This window comes from Mesorhizobium sp. P2_B5 (assembly GCF_056404775.1).
Genome location: NZ_JBFUDJ010000008.1, coordinates 141,519 through 160,880 on the forward strand (window position 1 = coordinate 141,519; position 19,362 = coordinate 160,880).

12 protein-coding genes are annotated in these 19,362 nt (G+C 60.4%); 7 read left to right on the forward strand and 5 right to left on the reverse strand.

Annotated features, from left to right (window positions below; all coding sequences use genetic code 11):
• Positions 1-1,323: 1,323 nt before the first annotated feature.
• Entirely contained in the window at positions 1,324-2,382 is a 1,059-nt protein-coding gene (locus tag AC1D1N_RS23705; protein WP_436258340.1) for a helix-turn-helix domain-containing protein, read from the forward strand.
• Positions 2,383-2,559: 177 nt separating this feature from the next.
• On the opposite strand, the gene AC1D1N_RS23710 is transcribed toward AC1D1N_RS23705, so the two are convergent.
• Both AC1D1N_RS23710 and AC1D1N_RS23715 read right to left on the reverse strand, forming a co-directional pair.
• Positions 2,560-4,086: a DegQ family serine endoprotease gene (locus tag AC1D1N_RS23710; RefSeq protein WP_477351407.1), complete on the reverse strand. Its 1,527-nt coding sequence runs from the start codon at positions 4,084-4,086 to the stop codon at positions 2,560-2,562.
• A gap of 267 nt (positions 4,087-4,353) precedes the next feature.
• Positions 4,354-4,650 (reverse strand): hypothetical protein, encoded by a 297-nt coding sequence (locus AC1D1N_RS23715; RefSeq protein WP_477351409.1) that lies wholly within the window; start codon positions 4,648-4,650, stop codon positions 4,354-4,356.
• A gap of 538 nt (positions 4,651-5,188) precedes the next feature.
• Here AC1D1N_RS23715 and AC1D1N_RS23720 point away from each other — a divergent pair.
• The 6 genes from AC1D1N_RS23720 to AC1D1N_RS23745 all read left to right on the forward strand — a co-directional run bounded on the left by AC1D1N_RS23720 (position 5,189) and on the right by AC1D1N_RS23745 (position 14,111).
• Positions 5,189-7,633, forward strand: coding sequence for a PAS domain-containing protein (locus AC1D1N_RS23720; protein ID WP_436258343.1), 2,445 nt, complete (start codon positions 5,189-5,191; stop codon positions 7,631-7,633).
• On the forward strand, positions 7,630-8,277 hold the full coding sequence (locus tag AC1D1N_RS23725) for a response regulator transcription factor (RefSeq protein WP_436258344.1): 648 nt from the start codon (positions 7,630-7,632) through the stop codon (positions 8,275-8,277). Before AC1D1N_RS23720 ends, AC1D1N_RS23725 begins: the two co-directional genes overlap by 4 nt.
• Positions 8,274-8,663, forward strand: coding sequence for a response regulator (locus tag AC1D1N_RS23730; RefSeq protein ID WP_436258345.1), 390 nt, complete (start codon positions 8,274-8,276; stop codon positions 8,661-8,663). The genes AC1D1N_RS23725 and AC1D1N_RS23730 overlap by 4 nt, the downstream gene beginning before the upstream one ends.
• A gap of 2 nt (positions 8,664-8,665) precedes the next feature.
• The gene (locus tag AC1D1N_RS23735) at positions 8,666-9,421 is read left to right on the forward strand and encodes a response regulator transcription factor (RefSeq protein WP_436258346.1); all 756 of its coding nucleotides are present in this window, start codon (positions 8,666-8,668) and stop codon (positions 9,419-9,421) included.
• Positions 9,422-10,147: 726 nt separating this feature from the next.
• Complete coding sequence (locus AC1D1N_RS23740; RefSeq protein ID WP_477351412.1) at positions 10,148-12,922, forward strand: ATP-binding protein; 2,775 nt, start codon at positions 10,148-10,150, stop codon at positions 12,920-12,922.
• Positions 12,923-13,310: 388 nt separating this feature from the next.
• A complete protein-coding gene (locus AC1D1N_RS23745; protein ID WP_477351414.1) occupies positions 13,311-14,111 on the forward strand; it encodes a sensor histidine kinase in 801 nt (266 codons plus the stop codon).
• Positions 14,112-14,286: 175 nt separating this feature from the next.
• Here the strand turns inward: AC1D1N_RS23745 and AC1D1N_RS23750 are convergent, their stop codons facing one another.
• From AC1D1N_RS23750 to AC1D1N_RS23760, 3 genes are all read right to left on the reverse strand, one after another.
• On the reverse strand, positions 14,287-14,523 hold the full coding sequence (locus AC1D1N_RS23750; protein WP_477351416.1) for a hypothetical protein: 237 nt from the start codon (positions 14,521-14,523) through the stop codon (positions 14,287-14,289).
• A gap of 380 nt (positions 14,524-14,903) precedes the next feature.
• Positions 14,904-16,154 (reverse strand): efflux RND transporter periplasmic adaptor subunit, encoded by a 1,251-nt coding sequence (locus AC1D1N_RS23755; protein WP_436258351.1) that lies wholly within the window; start codon positions 16,152-16,154, stop codon positions 14,904-14,906.
• Positions 16,151-19,324, reverse strand: coding sequence for an efflux RND transporter permease subunit (locus AC1D1N_RS23760; protein ID WP_436258352.1), 3,174 nt, complete (start codon positions 19,322-19,324; stop codon positions 16,151-16,153). The genes AC1D1N_RS23755 and AC1D1N_RS23760 overlap by 4 nt, the downstream gene beginning before the upstream one ends.
• Between the last annotated feature and the right edge of the window lie 38 nt (positions 19,325-19,362).

The window sequence follows — 19,362 nt, forward strand, 5'->3', positions numbered from 1 at the left end:
TGGCCTTGTGCTTCGCCTCACTTCTTGTTTGCCGAATTATACTCCAAGGCTATGAAGATAAACAATTACAGCCAAGTCGGATGTGTTACGTATAGTGCCTCGAGACGTGTTTCGAAACCTATATAAACATCTCCGGCATGAGCGACAATTCTGTCGCCAATTCGAGTTTCGCCGGCTGTGCAACAGAACAACGGGTGAAATACATGAGCTCTCTCTCAATCGCGGCTGCAGTCGCGGCAGTCCTGCTGTCGACCGCTTGGGCCGCTGCAGCAAGTTCGCCTCGTGGACACACGCAGGCGAAGTTCGATCATGTCGAACGAAGAACAAACAGCAACCACTCATTGTTGCCGAGGCACGTTCAAGCACCGACAACCAGATCGGCCAAGAAGCCCATAGCGCAACCCAATAATAACGGGGACGAGTATCCCTCGGCCGATTCCGACCTGTTTTCGGGTATGAACGGGTTTTGATGACAAGGCCTCGCGCGGCGCGGTGATTGCGGTTGAGGCTGCCCTGAACGCGCCGTCGGCTTGAGTTGGCCTCACCTGTGACAGGGCTTGGCGAACTGCCGGCAGCGCTGTTCACTCCTCCCTGCCCAGGACGTCGCGATGAGCGGTCGAGCGCCGGCTGCGACTTCGGATCCCTGTCTGCGGAATCGCGCGATACATCGCGCTGGCTAGTCGCACCACCGAGGGCTGCGACCGCCGGCAGCGCTTCGGCGATCGATCGTGAATCGACTCTGCCCGGAAGGCAGGAGGAAAAGATGGGCCGATGACGCCATGTCATCGGCCCAAGAACTCGAGCGGTGAGAAACGCTCCCGGGGGGAAGAGCGCCTTCACAATCGATCAGCGGGCGAGGGAGGGGAGAGGCCCGCAGGATCGACCTGGCACGAGTTGGAGCGCTGCCACGATGGTGGACGGAATGGGATCGAAACCACGATCGCAGCGCCGACCTGCAACCTAGTGCTTTTTGCCGTCGGCGCTTCGTCATTCTTGCCGGCTTTGCATCCAGCTTGCGGATTTCGCGCGGAACGTCAAAAAGCCCAAGCCGTGCAGAAAACCTCGTTCAAGATCATCAAGGCATGACATCCAGTAGCGCCAAATCGACCAATCACCTGGGATCGGCCGCGATTGAAGAAGCGGCCAACTGGTCCGTGCGGCACAAATACCATTACTATGGATTGTGACGTCCAATCACAAACCAAAGTATGAGTAGTTCAAACCAATACTCTATAACCACCGACGGATGTAGAATGGGATAAATCATAGCCGGCGCCTTACGCTGACATCCGATGGGATAACCCGAAGGATGTGCGCCAAGCCATGTTGATGAATCCTGCCTCCAGTGACACCGATACACTCGCGATTGCTGCCTTCGCGGCCAATGCTCGGCGACCGGAGCAAACGGGACCATTCCTGTCGGCGGATTGGCGTGCTCCGCTCAACGGCGGAAAGGCACAACGTACCAACTCCGTGGCGCATGCGCAGTTCCGGCGCCGGAGCACCGAAGCGGCCGATTACCGTGTCGAGATATCCTCAGCCGACGCCGTGAGCAGTCGCACGGCGATTTCGGATGGGATCGTTGCCGAGGTGGTCCAAGCCGCCGGTCGTGACAAATTCGAATTCCGGTTTCGCGCGCCCATGCACTTGCTGGTGGTCTACGAGCAGGGCACGCGGCAAGACGGCGATACCTTCGTCGAAGGTTTACCCCGATCGAAACTGCGGGATTTTGGCCGCCGGCTGACCTTGGTGCCCGCCGGTCGCGAATATCTTGAATGGCATGCGCCGCGGACGTTTGCGCGTCTCATGTTTGTCTATCTCGATCCTGCCAAGCTGCAAGTTCCGTTCAACGCTGGCATGACAGATGTGACGTTCGCGGCGAAGCTTTTCTTTGAGGACGCAACGCTTTTGGGCACAGCCCTCAAACTGATGAGGTCGCTCGAAAGTCCAACCCCGGAGAATCGGTGCTACCTGGAAGCACTGGGCATCGTCCTGGCTCATGAGCTGATCCGTTTCCACGAGGGGACGCCGAGAGCCGAACCTCAGCTTCGAGGCGGGCTTGCGGCTTGGCAGCAACGGATCGTCACGGCGCATATCGAGGCGCATTTGGGCGAACCGGTGCCGCTCGCCACTCTTGCGCAACTTGCCAGGTTGAGCCCATGCTATTTTTGCCGCGCCTTCAAGCTGTCTTTTGGGATGCCTCCGCATCGGTACCTTACCAGCCGTCGAATCGAGCATGCCAAAGGTCTCCTCGCGACGCGCACTCATTCGGTGACGGACATCGGATTGACTGTCGGATATAGCGAAACCAGCTCATTCACCGCCGCTTTTCGCAAGGCGACCGGCCTGACGCCGAGTGCTTACCAGCGGAGCCTCGGATAGACCCTGGACGGCCCGGCCTGGCTGGGACCCAGTTTGGCTGGGAATTTCGCAGTACGTGAAACTCGCCCCTGTGAAGCCAGCGCTCTTCGATCGAGACTTTGTGCTGGCTCTGACCTTCTCTACCCTTGATCGGAGATCTGGCTTCTGGCGCAATTGGCGGGCGCGTTATATTTCATGTCAACCATGGCCGAATGGCACGGCGATGAAGGTCTGCTGTTCGCCACGCTTGATCAGCAGCAGCACCGACTTCTTGCTGGATTTTGTTGCGGCGCTAATGGTCTGGCTCGCCTCCTCAGCAGTCTGTACCGGCACGCGATTGACCGAGACGATGATGTCGCCCAATTCAATCCCCGAGGTGGCTGCCGGCTGGTCCGGATCGACACCCTCGACTACGGCACCACGCACCTGCGAAGGCACATTCAAGGCCTGGCGAACGGTTTGATCGAGGTCACCAAGCGCCAGACCGAGTGTTGGAAAACTGGAATGCATCGGCTGGGAAGAGTTGATTGCGGCCACCTGTTTGACGCTGTCGTCATTGCCGCCGACGACCACCGACAACGCAACTGTCTTCCCATCGCGCCAAACGGACAGCGCCTCCCTTTTTCCCGGTGTGAGATCCGCCACGGCGCGAGACAGGGTCTTGGGCTCCTTGATGGTTTGACCGGCAAATCCGGTGATGACGTCGCCGGTCTCGATGCCCGCATGAGCGGCGGGCGATCCATCGCCGACATGAGCGACCAAAGCACCTTCAGGCGTCGGCAGACCGAGGGCGTTGGCGAGGTCCGTTGTAACCGGCTGCATCTCGATGCCGAGCAGCCCATGCTCGATCGAACCGTTTTTCACCAGCTTGGCGACGATCTGTTTGGCCTCATTGGAAGGGATCGCAAATCCGACGCCGACGCTGCCGCCATTGGGCGAGTAGATCGCGGTGTTGATACCCACGACAGCACCACTGGTGTCGACAAGAGGTCCACCCGAGTTGCCGTGGTTGATCGGCGCGTCGATCTGAAGGAAATCGTCGTAGGGACCACTGTTGAGGTCGCGCCCGCGGGCAGAAACGATTCCCGCTGTGACTGTCGTTCCGATGCCGAACGGATTGCCTATCGCCAGAATCGGGTCGCCTGCCCTGAGTCCGTCGGAATTACCCCAGGCAACAGTGGGAAGGAGCTTCCCAGCCTTTACTTTCAGGACCGCAAGGTCCGACTTTGCGTCGTGACCGACAAGGGTCGCCGGCAGCTCGGTTCCATCGTCGAGCGTCACCGTGATATCGGAAGCTCCGTCGATGACGTGGTTGTTGGTGACGATGGTGCCGTCCGAGCTGATGATGAAGCCGGAACCGAGCGCCTCCGCCAGTTGTGTCGCTCCTTGCGGTGGTGCCTTGGGTGCCGGGATTCCCCGATTGCCGAAGAATTGAGGCAACGGCTCATCGGACGACAGACCGCTGTCTGAAGGCTGGATTTGATCATCGGGCGCCGATGAAGTTTTCACGATCGACGTGATCGTCACCACCGCCGGCTTGTCGGTCGCAACGATTGGAGCATAGGAGGTGGCCGAAGCGGGAATGGCGGAGCCAACCGGTGAAGGCCCCGTTTGCGTATCGGCCAGACTCGCGTTCAGAGCGACCCCAGCAGCGAGCGGCCCTACGAGGACGGCGGAGAAAAGCAGCACGGCGCGGTGCCTGCGGAGGATGTTGAAAGTTGACATGGTCGCGATCCGTGCGAGGCTTGGTCCTGGCGCCGTGGCGCGTTCCGCGTGCGGAACCGTCTATCCGGCGTATGGCCGATCGGATGCCCTAGCCTCGCTGATGGACTTCCGATCGAACCGATTTACTTAAGCTGGTACTGGCCCGCTTCCGGGTTGTGTTTTGTTTGCAAGGCTGCGGCGGTTACTTGCGGGACGGCGCAGTTTTCTTTCGAGAAAGACCGACCATTTCGCATGGAAGTGTCTCCTCGCTGAGGCCCGCATTGGGCTTCAGTCAACTTTGGCCACTTCAGCTGCCTGATCTGGAATCAAGAGCACCCTGTAGGTCATGCCCTCGCACTTGAGCAGGTAGACAGTCTGATTGGGGGCGGACTCGGCCTCAATGCGCTCCGCAGAAGTCGGATTTTTGCAACGGAAGCCTTGGCTTCGCACCTGGTCGGCAACGACGGTTGCCGCGGTGTCCTGGTCTTTGGCTGCGGCGGTCGCTATGGTGCCCGTGAGACAGATCGACATGAAAACGCCGGCGCCAATCGATGAAATCTGCAGCAGCGCTCGATTGCAGTCCATTTGTAGTCTCCTCGTCTTATTTCACCGGCAACCGCTACCGCAGAAAATCGGCGGCTTCGACCTTGGAAGCCGTCCGTCGCAGACGGTCACATCGTGACCTTGGGCCGCCTTCGATCAGGTTCGACAGCAGCATACCGGCTGGCTTGTGGAACGGCTTTGTCTGCTTTGCGGCCACTGGCCCTTCCTTGCGGTTATCAGTCCTGACGTTGCAGCGTGTACCTGTCGATGGACGCTGCGTGTCCAGTCCGGGCCTGTCGGTCCCGAGGGGAGCTCGGCAGACCGGTGTCAGTCGGCCGGTGCGCTGGGGATACACATATTTGAGCGTCACCCGCTGCTGTCCGCCCAGTTCACGGTGCAACGGCAGCGGCGGGCGACCGGCTGTCCATCACGTCTTTCCATTATGCCTGGGCGGCATTCTATTCTGATATAGTGCGGTGGAAGTCCGACATCTCGGGGGACCGATCATGTTGCCTTCTTGTGGGGCGAGGCCCTGAGGTCGCTCGCGCGGCAGCAGGAGCCGCGTCGGGAGTATCCGAAAATGAAAGCAATGTCGCCGCTGCGGACATATGGCTTGGCCATAGCCATTTCCGGCGTCGGCTTGTTGGTGTTCTGGCTGTCCGGCGAACAGGAAGAAATCACCGTACGCCATACTTACATGCGTTTAGCCCTCCTTGCCGCAATTGCGATCGTGACCGGCTTTCTCATTCAAGAGTCGCAAAGGCAGGCTGCGTTGGATCGCGCTGTGTATGACGCGCGTGAATTCCTGGAGCGCATTCCCGGACTGGCATGGATCGTCGACACGGAAGGCCGGTTGGCCAAGGTGAACACGAGCCTTCGGGATTATCTCGGCACCGGCGACACCGGTAATCTCCATTGTCGGCAGGTTATTCATCCGGAGGACTTCGACCGAACTGCAGGCCTCATGTCGCAATGCCTGGAGAATGGCCAGGAATTTCATGGCGCGTACCGGCTTCGTCGCCACGATGGCACCTATCGCTGGTTCCGTGTCGCGGCCTGCCCCAGGCACAATCGGAACGGCAAGTTCAACGGGTGGTATGGGATCTTGCTCGATATCGATGACCAGAAGGTCCAGGAGGAAGCCCTGCGTGCGAGCGAGCACAGCGTCCGGTCAATACTCGACAACATCCCGGGGATGATCGCAACCGCTGACTCCGAAGGCAATCAAGACTACGCCAACAAGACGCAAAGGGATTATTTTGGACTGGATCTCTTCGAGCTGAGTGGGATGGGCTTTCTCAGCATCATTCATCCCGACGAACGCGACAGCGTTGCGGCAGCACGACAGCGTTGCATTCAAACCGGCGAGCCAATGGACCGCGCGTACCGCATGCGGCGACACGATGGCGTATACCGCTGGTTCCATGCTCGCGTCGAACCAATTTTCGACGAGGATGGCAAAGTCATACGCTGGTACGGCCTGTTCACCGACATCGATGACCTCAAGAGAGCGGAACAGGCTTTGGAGGCCAAAGAGCTTCAGCTCCAGCGGCTGATCGACGCTCTTCCGACACTGGTCTGGTCCGCCCACCCAGACGGGTCCACCGAGTTCCTGAACCGGAGATGGCTCGAATACACAGGCCTGTCTCAGGAGCAGGCAAGCGACTGGGGTTGGACTGCCGCTATACATTCGGACGATCGGGACCGGCTTGTCGAATACTGGCGATCTCTCCTGGCAGCGGGTGCGCCGGGCGAGATCGAGGCACGGCTGCGCCGCTTCGATGGCCAATACCGCTGGTTCCTTTTCCAGGGCGAACCAGTGCTCGATGCCTCCGGCATTGTGATCCATTGGTTCGGGAGTAACACCGATATCGACGATCGCAAGCGGGCCGAGGAGGCGCTGCGAGCCAGACAGTATGAACTCCAGCAGCTTGTCGACACCATACCGACACTCGTCTGGTCCGTCACTCCCGAGGGTGAACCAGCCTACATCAACAAGCAGTTGGAAACCTACTATGGCCGCAAGATCGACCACAGTGAGCCCAAGGAGGGCACCAAGCTGGACGGGGCACTTGGACGCCTTATGCATCCCGATGACTTGGAGGCTGTGAAGAGAAGCCTGATCCACTCATTGAAGACCGGGGAGCCTTTCGCCATGCGGTACCGCAACCGCCGGGGCGATGGCATCTATCGCTGGGTTGATAATCGCGCCCAGCCGCTACGGGACGACGATGGCCGCATCGTGAAATGGTATGGCGTCATCATCGACATCGATGACGAGATGAGAGCACATGACGTCGTTCGTGCGACGCAGGACAAGCTTTCGCGCGCTTCGCAGCTTGCGAGCCTCGCCGAGCTATCGGCCTCGATCGCGCATGAGGTCAATCAGCCCTTGGCGGCTGTCATAACCAACAGTCATGCCTGCCAACGCTGGTTGTCAGCGGATCCTCCAAACCTGCAGCGGGCACGCATTACCGCGGAGCGAATGGTTCGCGATTCCATGGCGGCGGCCGAGGTCGTCAGCCGAATACGAGCACTCTTCAAACAGACCGCTTCGTCCAGAACTTCAATAAATCTCAACGAGGTGATCGGCGAGGTGCGTCAGCTGATGTTCGATGAAATAATCTCGCAGGGCATCTTCGTTGAGACGGATCTCGATGCGGCCCTGCCGCCAGTGATCGCGGACCGCGTACAGATGCAGCAGGTGCTGGTCAATCTGGTCCGCAACGGGATCGACGCAATGAAGTCGACAATCGACGTGCCGAAATCGCTGAAGTTTGGATCACGCCGCTGTGGAGAGAATGCGATCCTGGTCGACGTCCGCGACAACGGCGACGGAATTGCCGAACCAGAACGAATTTTCGAACCGTTTTTCACGACGAAGGCGGGGGGGATGGGCATGGGCCTGGCAATCTGTCGCTCGATACTGGAATCACATGACGGTCGGCTTTGGGCAGAGAACATCGAGCCAAGGGGAACGGTGTTCTCGTTTACGCTGCCGATCCAATCGGGCGACGCGGCATGACCCAGGACGACTGCCTCGTTTTCATCGTTGATGACGACCAGCGCATATGCGAGGCGCTGTGCGAGCTTCTGGCGGCAAGAGGCCTGGCTTCCGTCGCCTTCAACTCGATTTCCGACTATCTGGCTTTCCCCCGGGCGGACCTGCCCGGTTGCCTGATCCTCGATGTCGAACTCCCTGATATCAACGGGCTGGAATTCCAGAAACAGACCGACCACGAGCAACATCCGCCTATCATCTTCATTACCGGACACGGCGACATTCCATCTTCTGTACGCGCCATCCGGCGCGGCGCCGTGGATTTCCTCACCAAACCGTTCAGCGAAACCGAGTTGATGAAATCCATCCACACGGCGATCGATCGGGATTGCGGCGCCCGCCTGGAGCGGGCCGAGCTTGTGACGCTAAAGCGCCGCCTTTCATCCCTGACCTCTCGCGAACGCCAGGTTCTGCCGCTGGTCATCAGCGGTCTGCTCAACAAGCAGGCGGCTGCGGAACTTGGGATCAGTGAGGTAACGCTGCAAATCCATCGCAGCAAGATCATGCACAAGATGGAGGCGGCATCGCTGGCCGATCTCGTGAGGATCGCCGAAAGGCTGCAAGTACCAGTAACCCATTCTCGGCGCGCGGGAACATCTTCGAAATGAAAGCTGCACGGAAATCAACGATCGCGGTTGTCGATGACGACGTTCGGGTCCTCGAGTCGATCGAGGACCTCCTGGAGTCGGCGGGACACTCGGTTCGTTTGTTCTCATCTCCTCAGTCTCTCCTCGAACACGACGTGTTGCGTAAGATAGATTGCCTGATTGCCGATATCGGCATGCCAGTTGTCGACGGCTTCGAGCTTCGCCGGCGAGCGCGAAATGTGCGCCCGGACTTGCCCGTCATTTTCATTACGGCGCGCCATGAAGCCGCAGACCAAAGGCGCGCTGCTGCTGAGAGTCATCATGGCTTCTTTCGAAAGCCCTTCGATGCTTCAGCCCTGCTTGCGGCGGTCGCCCTGGCCGTTTTGGCCTCATCCCGAGGGGAATAGTGATGACAAGTGATCTGATGACCCGGAAATATGAACGCTTGCTGCTGCGGCCGACGCAGTCATACGCTCGTCCGGTGGCTGCTCCCATTTATGCTCGGGCTACCCAAGACGCGTTTGTCTTCATCGTCGAGGACGATCTTTCGATGCGCGAAGGGCTGGTCGATTTGTTGGAATCCGTCGGTTTGCAGAGCCGGGCATTTTCGTCTCCGACCGAGCTGTTGAATATGGAACTGCCGGACCTTGCGGGCTGTTTCGTGCTGGATATTCGTCTGCCCGGCATCAGCGGTCTCGACTTTCAAGCCCGCCTTGTCGCCGCGGGCGTTCGAGTTCCAATCATATTCATGACGGGCCACGCCGACGTTCCGATGGCGGTGAGAGCCATGAAGGCGGGTGCAGTCGACTTTCTGACGAAGCCGTTTCGCGAACAGGAAATGCTGGATGCCGTCACAAGGGCAATCGAGCTGGACAGCATGCGCCTCGATAGCGATCGGCAGGCGATCGAGACCTTCGCCCGATTTCAGACGCTAAGCGAGCGCGAACGCGAGGTGATGGATCTCGTGACGGCAGGATTGATGAACAAGCAGGTTGCCGGAAGGATTGGCGTGGTAGAATCCACGGTTAAGATCTATCGTGCTCAAGTCATGAGAAGGATGCGCGCGCAATCCCTGGCAGATCTGGTCAGGATGGCCGAACTGCTGCGCTCGGCACCTGCTCCCATAACCAGCCTCAGGGCTATTCTGGATAGACCTAAGTTGTAGTCCACCCCGCCGATCGGATACGGATCTGTACCAACCCAGAATGGAGGCTCGGACACGCTTGCTTTATCCTTGCGCTCTCTCCGCGGCAACGCGTGGAACGACAGCTGTCGAGGGGGCTTGGAGGGGGGGGCATTGATGTCGGAGTTGCAGGACATTCTCGACTGGAGCGTGGCCGAAGGAGATTTGCCTTTCGTTGTCGGCATGGCGGCTGACCGAAACGGCGTTCGCTCCGTTCATGGCCCAGTCGCTGCCCTTCGTGGAACCGTTGCATGAAGCGTTACGGCGAGTTTGAGCGGGCGGTCAACTCCCAACCGCCATCAGAAGGCGGACCCAAGATTGGTCCAATACAGATTTGCGGGAGCAAATCCCTTACCACCGACCGCGCCTTTCAGCCTTGAACCGACCTTGGTCCCAGACCTCATCAACAAGGACTAGCGCAATGCATTCCATCTGCTGCCACCGAGAATTGTCGTTTCCTCGCATCGCGCAGCGCAGCACCAGGATGCGTTGGCGGCTCTGGTTCGCCACTTCCTTCGGACGTCGCTCAACATGACCCCAGAGGGCCGGTCTTGACGAGTTAAAGGTCGTAAAAAGATGCAAAGAAGGCCACCCGGATCTTCGAGCATGAGGCCGCCAGGGGCCGGGTCGGCCGTCGCAAATGGCGGCGAACTGGAGACGGGTCAAGTCCTGTCTTTCGGCCCCTTTCGCTTGATCGGGGCAGAGCGGGTGCTGGTCAGGGATGGCAAACCTGTTGCCATCGGCGGCCGCGCTCTCGACGTGCTGATTGCGTTGACCGGCCGGCCGGGCGAAGTCGTGAGCGGGCGAGAACTGATCGATCTCGTTTGGCCGGGCGTCTTTGTCGAGGAAGCCAATCTTCGCGTGCACGTCGCCGCCCTTCGCAAAGTGGTGGGGGACGGCAAGGAGGGCGTCCGCTACATCGTCAATGTTCCCGGCCGGGGCTACGCCTTCGTTGCACCGGTCCGGCGCTCCGGCGCGGGCGGCACGGCCCCGGCGCGGCCCCCGGGTTTCCCCACCTCGTTGCAACTGCTGGTCGGCCGCAGCGAGACCGTCACCGCACTGTCCTCGCTGCTTTTGTCGCGCCGCTTCGTCAGTGTGGTCGGACCAGGCGGCATAGGCAAGACGACCGTCGCCGTGGCAGTCGCCAATGCGCTGCGCCAGGAATTCGGCGACGATGCGGTTTGCTTTGTCGACCTGGGTTCGCTTACCAACCCGGCAGACGTTGCCAGTGCCGTCGCCTCGGCACTCGGCTGCTTTGTCCAGGGCCCTGATCACGAGCCGTACATACGCGCCTTCCTGGCTGACAAGCGGATACTCGTCGTTCTCGACAATTGCGAGCATGTCATCGAGACGGCCGCGCCGCTCTGCGCACGCCTGCTTCACGTAGCGCCGTCGGTGCACTTGTTGGCGACCAGTCGCGAGGCGTTGCGCGTTGAGGGCGAGTATGTGCATTTGCTGATGCCTCTCGACAGTCCGCCTGACGAAACGCCATCTGCCGTTCAAGCGCTGGCTTCGCCCGCCGTGCAGCTCTTCATGGAGCGGGCGGCATCGAGCGGGCACCATGCCCGGCTCAGCGACGCCGAAGCTCCAATTGTCGCCAGGATCTGCCGCCAGCTCGACGGGATCGCCTTGGCGATAGAGCTTGTCGCCAGCCGTGTGGGCACCCATGGCATTCAAGGAACCGCCGATCTCTTGGACAGCGGCGCCGAGCTGTTCCTGCCGGGCCGGCGCACCGCATTGCCCCGGCATCAGACGTTGCGGGCCATGCTCGACTGGAGTTTCAGGCTCCTGTCGGCGGACGAGCAGAGAATTCTCCGCAGGCTGTCCGTGTTCGTTGGCCCATTCACGCTGGCGGCGGCGCATGCGGTCGCCGGGGACGCCGATGGTGAGACGCAGACAGTGACCAACGCGATCGCCAGCCTGGTCGACAAGTCCCTCATGACGGTCTTGTCGACGAGCGGGCCTGCTTATTACCGGTTATTGGATACGACACGCGTCTATGCCGCGGCCAAGCTCACCGAAGACGGGCAAGCAGAAGCCGCCGAACGACGTCACGCTGGCTACTTCACCGGCTTTCTCAAGCAGGGCATGGCCAAAGGGTCGGCTTTCGATGGCCACAACGTTGCTGTCCACGCTCCCCACATCGGCAACGTTCGCAAAGCGCTCGCATGGAGCTTTTCGAGCTCGGATGACCGGTATCTCGCCATTGAGCTGGCTGCCCATGCGGCTCCGCTATTCCTGGGGCTTTCACTGTTGGATGAGTGCCAGCAATGGTGCCGGCGAGCCCTCAGCGCACTGCAGGAGGCGGATCACGGGACGCAATGGGAACTGGAACTTCAGGGCGCCCTGGCGATGTCATCCATGTATGCCCGCGGCAACAGCCTGGAAGTCAGGGCCGGGATCGAGCGCGGCCTGGAACTCTCCGAGATTTTGCAGGATGGACGGCATCAACTCCAGCTGCTCTCTGGACTCTACATTTTTCTCACGCGCCAGGGCGACTTCAGCGGCGCATTGGCGGCCGCCAAGCGAAGCGCCGCCGTTGCCAAGGCCAGCGGAGGCCCGACCGAAAACGCCATTACGGAATGGATGTTGGGCGGATCATATCACTTGACCGGCAATCAGGCGGCTGCGCTGCGCCACTGCAAACAAGGCTCGAAGCTGGCGTCGGATTTCAGGCTGGAGAGGGTGAGCTTCTTTGGCCACGACCACCACGTATCGGGGCTTGCAACGCTCGCCAGGTCCTTGTGGCTGTGCGGCTTCGCGGATCAGGGTTGCAAAGTCGCACGTCAGGGAATCAAGAGGGCGCAGAGCTACGATCATCCAGTCTCATATTGCATTGCTCTCATCTATCTCGTCCCTGTTCTCAGCTGGAGTGGCGACTTCAGGGCAGCGGAAGAGCATACCGAAATCGTAATCGAGCAGGCTATCAAATACTCCCTTGCTCCCTATCGCGCCGTCAGCCTCGCGCTGAAAGGTGAACTCATGGTCGCGCGCGGCGATGCGCCATCGGGCGTCGAGATCTTGCGGGCGGGGCTGAAGGCGATGGATGCCGATCAATACCGCATCGTGACGCTGTCGACGCGGCGTGCCTTGGCCGAAGGACTGGCCCTTTCCGGACGGCCGCAGGAAGCGCTGGCCACGATAGACGAGGCTGTGGCGCGTGCGGAGCAGATTGGCGAGATATTGTGGTTACCCGACTTGCTGCGAGCCAGAGGCGAAATCCTGCTGACGCAGCCGCGACCGGACCTTCCGGCGGCTGAGCGTGCACTGCTTCGCTCGATCGATTGCGCCCGCAAGCAATCGGCCTTGAGCTGGCAGTTGAGATCTGCAATCCCGCTGGCGCGCATGTGGAAGGAGCACGACCGGGGCAAGGACGCCCGCTCCATGCTCGAAGACATCTATCAGCGATTTACAGAGGGATTTGGAACCCAAGACCTCGTTGCCGCGCGCCGACTTCTCGAAGAGCTGAATTCGACCAGCTGAGCTCGGCAAACCAGTCGTGGTTCGCCTTCAACCCGATGGCTCTTCAGGTCACCGCCAGGCGTCTGGAGCGATTCTCCACGCATGTGGTTATTCACTGCCTGTCTTGGGCGCGAATATTTACAGCTATTTGCAACGCTAAACTCGCATCGCAGCTCATGGGGCGGATAATCCATGGCATGAAATTCCAGGCAATCGTCACGCTGGAGAGGATCATGATGTGGGACATGCGCATAGCTTCATCACACCGAACGCTCCGGAGGATTTCCTCCCCGGCAAAGGGAATAGTCTCACCGCGCCCATTCGCACGGTCAGGCGCATTGATCCTCTGCAGCCCCCGGTACCGCCCACGACCAGATCGCGCCCGTCTTGCCGCAGGAGCCCGTACCTGATGTATGGCACCCAATCGACAACAATAAGCGAGCACGCGGTGTGCATCGCGCATGAAGTGAACCAGCCGCTTACCGCCATTCTGACAAACGCGGAAACCGCGTTGCTGTGGTTGACGAGAGACCCGGCGAATCTCGATGAGGCGAAACAGGCCATCGAACGGATCATCGGCAACACCCTTCGCGCCGCCGATGTCGTCAGAGGTGTTCGGGATCTGGTCCGAAGATCCCCGCCCATAGCGGCTAACCTCGACATCAACGACTTGATCAAGGACCTCCTCAATCTCGTCAGCCTCGATCTGCGCCTTCACCGCATCACGGTCGAGGTCGATCTCGCTGAGAACCTGGAGTCGATCAGGGGCGATCACGGTCAATTGGAACGAGTCGTCGCCAACCTGGTCGCGAACGGCATCGAGGCGATGCGCACCGTGCAGGATCGGCAACGAAAGTTGCGGATCAGCACCCGGCTCGACAAAAATGGGGACGTGCTGGTTGCTGTCGAGGACACGGGCACGGGCCTTGATCCAGCGCTGGTCGACCGCATCTTCGATCCCCTGTTCACGACCAAGTGCGAGGGCATGGGTTTGGGACTGTGGATATGCCGCTCTATCGTCACGGCCCACGGCGGTCGGCTGTGGGCCACGCCCAATCTTCCGCACGGCAGCATTTTCCGGTTCGTTGTCCCAGCCACGGTCGGGCCAAGCACGGTTGGGTCAAAAACAGTTGCGCCAGGTCGATGCCGGCAGACGATGCGAGCGAACCGCCAGCTCGAAAGTTTTGTCAGCGGCGCTGCATGTTCATGATCTCGTTCGGCGGCATGAGAAGTCGGAAACATGCCTGGCTTGAGGAATACTCCAGGTAACCAGGCCTTCCTGCGGGCGGCTGGTCCCTGCGCCCTTGGCATGCGCGTAGACTTCATGCTGCAGACCCCGCCGTTCCTGAGAGGCGGCGGGGCTGCGGCGAGACGGTAGGGCCTTCTCATTCACCCATGAACTGCTGGAGGAGGTTCTTGCCCGCAGTCGGATGGGCCCTGAACGAGTTGATGCCGTCAAACCATCCATTCTGCGAGAAGTCGCCGTATTCGGTGCTGCCGCCTCGGCCATGGTCGTGATTGCCGTCATGGTCCCCGCCGCGCGACGAGGCGGCAAAGGCGCCGGTGAGTGGGATGGCGACGATCATCGCGGCAAGCGTCGCCTTCAGAGGGATAGAACGCATGATTAAGTCTCCTTTTCGTTAAGGAAGGCGGCCATTTGTCCACCGCGCATTCCGGCTACAGGCACTCGGGAACTTTCGGGTCGATGTTCGTCTCGCCTCTGCTGTTCTCGTCCTGCATCGCTTATCTAGCAACGATCAGAATTACTAAATAGCATATCAAAGTATCATTCATGTATAAGCTAGTATGGAGTGTCGGTGTTCGGCCCGTGTATGGCGCCAAGGACGGTGGTCTCGATTTCACGCCGAGCGCCCTTGAACCGAACCCAGGTGAACGGAACTAATGCATGTCGCGCAAAAGTGCGCAGCGGTTTTGCGATAGCGACATGCATGGAAACAACACCCTGAAGCGCGTCGCGTGAGGCCGGTCAACGCGACGCGCTTCAGGGTGTTCCGACGGCCGCAGGACTGATCTGCACCTTGCTGCCCTCGGCAAGTTCGACCGGCGGATTGAGGATCACCAGGTCACCCTGTTTGACGCCGTCACGGACCTCGACCTCCTTTCCGAGATCGCGCGCCACCGATATCTTTCGAATATGCGCAATACCGTCCTCGACCACGGCAACCTGCAGCCCACCGGCGTTGAAGATGATCGCGTCTGCCGACACGGAGAAGCTGGGCGTCTTGCGCGGGATCTGTAGTTCGACCGTGCAATAGGTGCCGGGCGTGAGGACACCATCAGGGTTAGGAATGTCGATTTCGGTCAGCAGGGTCCGCGTGCCCGGTGCCAGCGCATCGGCAATCCGCGTCACCGTACCGGGGAAGGTACGGCCGGGGATTTCGGGGACCTGGAGCACAGCCTTGACCCCCGGGGTCAATCCAAAGGCCTGGTCCTGGGGGACGAAGACCTGGGCACGGATCACATCGCCCTGCATGATGGCGAACAGGAAAGTGCTGTTGGTCGTGTCGGCCTGCACCAGGCTGCCGATATCGACGTTGCGTTGAGTGATGACGCCGTCGAACGGGGCGACGACCTGCTGGTAGGCCTGTTGCTGGTCGAGCACGCGCAGTTCGTCCTGCTGTGCGTTCACATTGGCTTGCGCAACGCCGACAGCCGCCTCCTGTGCCTTGAGGCTTTGGACGTCGATCGTACCCTGCTGCTTGGTGATCCAGCCCTGGTCCACCAGCGGTTTGTCCCTTTGCCACGTCACCTTGGCGAGATCGAGATTGGCTTGTGCCTGTTGCAGCGCCGCCTTGAGCTGTCCCAAGGTTGCCTGGGCCTGCAGAATCTGGTCATCGAGTTCCGGCACGGCAATCTTGGCCAGCAACTGTCCCTTCTTGACCTTGTCCCCGATATCGACCTCACGCGTTTCGATATAGCCGCTGGCTCGCGCGAAGATGTCGGCGACGTCGTAGGCCGTTGTGGTGGCGGGCAGACTGACTTGCACGATGTCGTCGCTCGGCCTTACCGCCGCAATACGCACCTGCGGGATGAAGTCACGCGCCTGTTCGGCGGCCGCCGCGAGCTCGCGGTTGCGCGAATAGTATCCCTGGACGCCAAAGGCCAGTCCCGTCGTCAGCAGGGTCAGCGCGCCCAATGCAAGCAGCCAGCCTCCGCCCCTGCGCGGCCGCCGCTCCGTTGTGCCATCCATCACCGTGTCGTCGGGCTGATCCAGGTGGTCCCTCGGCTTCATGCGATTTCCTCCTCGAAGACGCCGTGAGCCGTCTTGCCGTCCTGTCCACTGCGCAGCAGCGCGAACAGGTACGGCACGATGAGAAGCGTCGTGGGCGTTGCGAACAAAAGTCCCCCGATGACCGCGCGCGCCAATGCGGCATTCTGCTCTTCGCCCGCTCCGCCGATCGCCATGGGGACCATGCCGACGATCATCGCGGCCGCGGTCATGAGCACGGGCCTGATCCGGGTATGACCGGCTTCGATCGCCGCATCGAACGCGGACTTGCCCGCCAGTTGTTGGTCCCGGGCGAAGGTCACGAGCAGGATGGAATTGGCCGAAGCGACCCCGACCGCCATGATCGCTCCCATCAGTGAAGGCACGTTGAGCGTCGTGCCAGTGATGAACAGCATCGTCACGATGCCGCACAAGGTCGCCGGCAAGGCAAGGATGACAACGAAGGGGTCGCCGAAGTTCTGGTAGTTCACGACCATCAGCAGATAGACGAACACGGCGGCGAACAGGATGCCAATGCCGAGGTCCCAGAAGGCATCGTTCATGCTCTGGATCTGGCCTATGACCTGGATGTTGTTTCCAGGCGAAAGCTGCTTCTGCAGGTCGGCAACGACCGCGCTGATCTGGCTGGAGACGCTTCCCAGATCGCGGCCCTGGACGCTTGCGTAGACTTCGTAGACCGGCTGGACATTCGCCTGGTTGGCGTTGGTCGGGAGACTGTCGCGCTTGAACGTCGCGACGTTGCTAAGCTGCCCAGGAACCTGTGCACCGGCGGTATTGATGGTTGAGGACACGGGCGTGTTGCCGAGATCGTTCAGTGACGCGATCTTGTTTTCCGGTGTCTGAACGGCGAGATAGTAGGGAATGCCCGTGGTCGGGTCGGTCCAGAAATTCGGCGACACCTGCTCGGAGGAACTCAGGCTCACATTGATGTTGTTGGCGATCGTGCTGGCATCGAGGCCGAGCTGCGCCGCCCGTGTGCGATCGATATCGGCATAGAACGCCGGCGCGTCGACTTCCTGCTGCAGGTGTGCGTCGACCACACCGGGAATCGCTGCGATGCGGCGCCGCAGTTCCATCGCGATCCGCAGATTGGTAGCGCGGTCATAGCCGACCGTACGGACATCGATCTGCGCCGGCAGTCCGAAATTGAGGATCTGCGTGATGATGTCGGCCGACTGGAAGTAGAACAGAACGTCTGGAAAGGCGCTGGGCAGCGCCGCGCGCAATTTGCGCACATAGTCGGCAGTCGGCGCGTGGCCGTCCTTCAATGCGACCAGGATCACGCCGTCATTCACGCCGATGGTCGATCCATCCGTGAACGCCAAATTGTAGGCACGCGCCGGCAGGCCGATATTGTCGACGACAAGCTGGAGGTCGCGATCGGGAACGATCTCGCGGATCTTGTTTTCGACAGCCTGGAAGATCTTCTCCGTCTCCTCGATCCGGGTTCCCGCGGGAGCCCGCACATGGAGTTGGATCTGGCCGCCATCGATCGCGGGAAAGAAATCGCGACCGACGAGCGTCGACAGCACAGCGCCCAACGCGAGCACCAGGGCTGCAATGACGGGAACGATGAACCGGCGCCTGAGGAGTACGGCCAGCAGCTCGGCATAATGCAGGCGCATGGCCTCGAAACCCCGTTCGAACCTGGCGTGAAACCTGCCGAACCAGCCCGTCGAGGCATCGTGGCGCTCGCTTTTGAGCAGCAGCCCGATGGTGATTGGAGTGAGCGTCCTCGAAAGTCCATAGGATGCCAGCATCGCGAACACGACGGCAAGACCGAGCGGCGTGAACAGATATTTTGCTGGACCTTCCAGAAAGACCACCGATGTGAACACGCAGCTTATGGCCAGCGTCGACACCAGGGTCGGCACGGCGATGCCGGCGGCTCCATGCAGCGTCGCCTGCGGCAGCGACTGCCCTTCCTCGGTGAGCAGGCGATGGGTGTTCTCGAGCGTCACCGTCGAATCGTCGACGAGGATGCCTATCGCCAGTGCCAGTCCCCCCAGCGTCATCGTATTGAGCGTTTCGCCCAGGAAATACAGCGCCACGACCGACGACAGGATCGCAAGCGGGATCGAGATCATGACGACCAGCGTCGATCGCCACGATCCGAGAAACAGCAAGATCATTAGGGCGGTGAGCGCGGCCGCGATCACGCCCTCCCGCAGCACGCCGGCGATCGATTGCTTGACGAACACCGACTGGTCGAAGAGCTCTCTGATTTCCATACCGGGAGGTGCTGCGGCACGCGCCGTCTTCAAGGCATCCCGAACGGCATCGACCACCTCCAGCGTCGAGGCATTGCCGTTCTTGATGATGCTGAGCAGAACCGAATGCCGGCCGTTCTCGCGAACGATGTTCTGCTGAACCAGCCATCCGTCATGGACCTGGCCGACATCCTTGACGAACACCGTGGCGCCATTCACGACCTTGACCGGAATATTGTTGAGCTCGTCGATGGTTGCCGGCGTGGCGTTGGTGCGCACGACATACTGCGTGTTGCCGATCTTGGCGGTGCCCGACGGCAAGGTCAGGTTCTGGGCGTTGACCGCGCTGACCACGTCGAGCGGCGTCAGGCCCTTGGCTAGGAGCTTCGACGGGTCGAGGTCGACCATGATCTGGCGATATTTTCCGCCCGCCGGTGTTGGCAGCGTGACACCCGGGATCGGGGCCAGTTGCTGGCGGATCCGATAGATGCCGTAGTCGTAGAGCTCCTGTTCGTTGAGGGTGTCGGAGCTCAGGCTGATCTGCAGGACCGGCACGCTGGAGGCGTTGAACTGCACCACGAGCGGTGCCTGGATTCCCGGTGGCAGGAGGGCGCGAATGGCGTTTGTCGCCGAAACGATCTGCGCAATTGCGAGGTCGAGATTCACATCCTGCTGAAAATAGATCTTCTGGACCGATAGTCCCCCTAAGGTCTGCGCCTCAATGTTCTTGATGCCATTGACGTTGGAGCTGATCGCATACTGGCTGTACGTGGTGACGCGCTGTTCCATCTCGGGCGTGCTGAGGCCGCCATAGCTCCAGATTACAGTCACCACCGGAATGTTGATTTCCGGGAAAACGTCCAGCCGCATCTCGCGACTTGCGACGGCGCCGAGAAAGAGAATCAGGGCAGCCAGCACATAGAACGTGTGCGGAAATCGCAGCGCGAACCGAACGATGCCCATGTCTCAGCCGATGACCTTCCTGGTGACGTTAGTCGGAA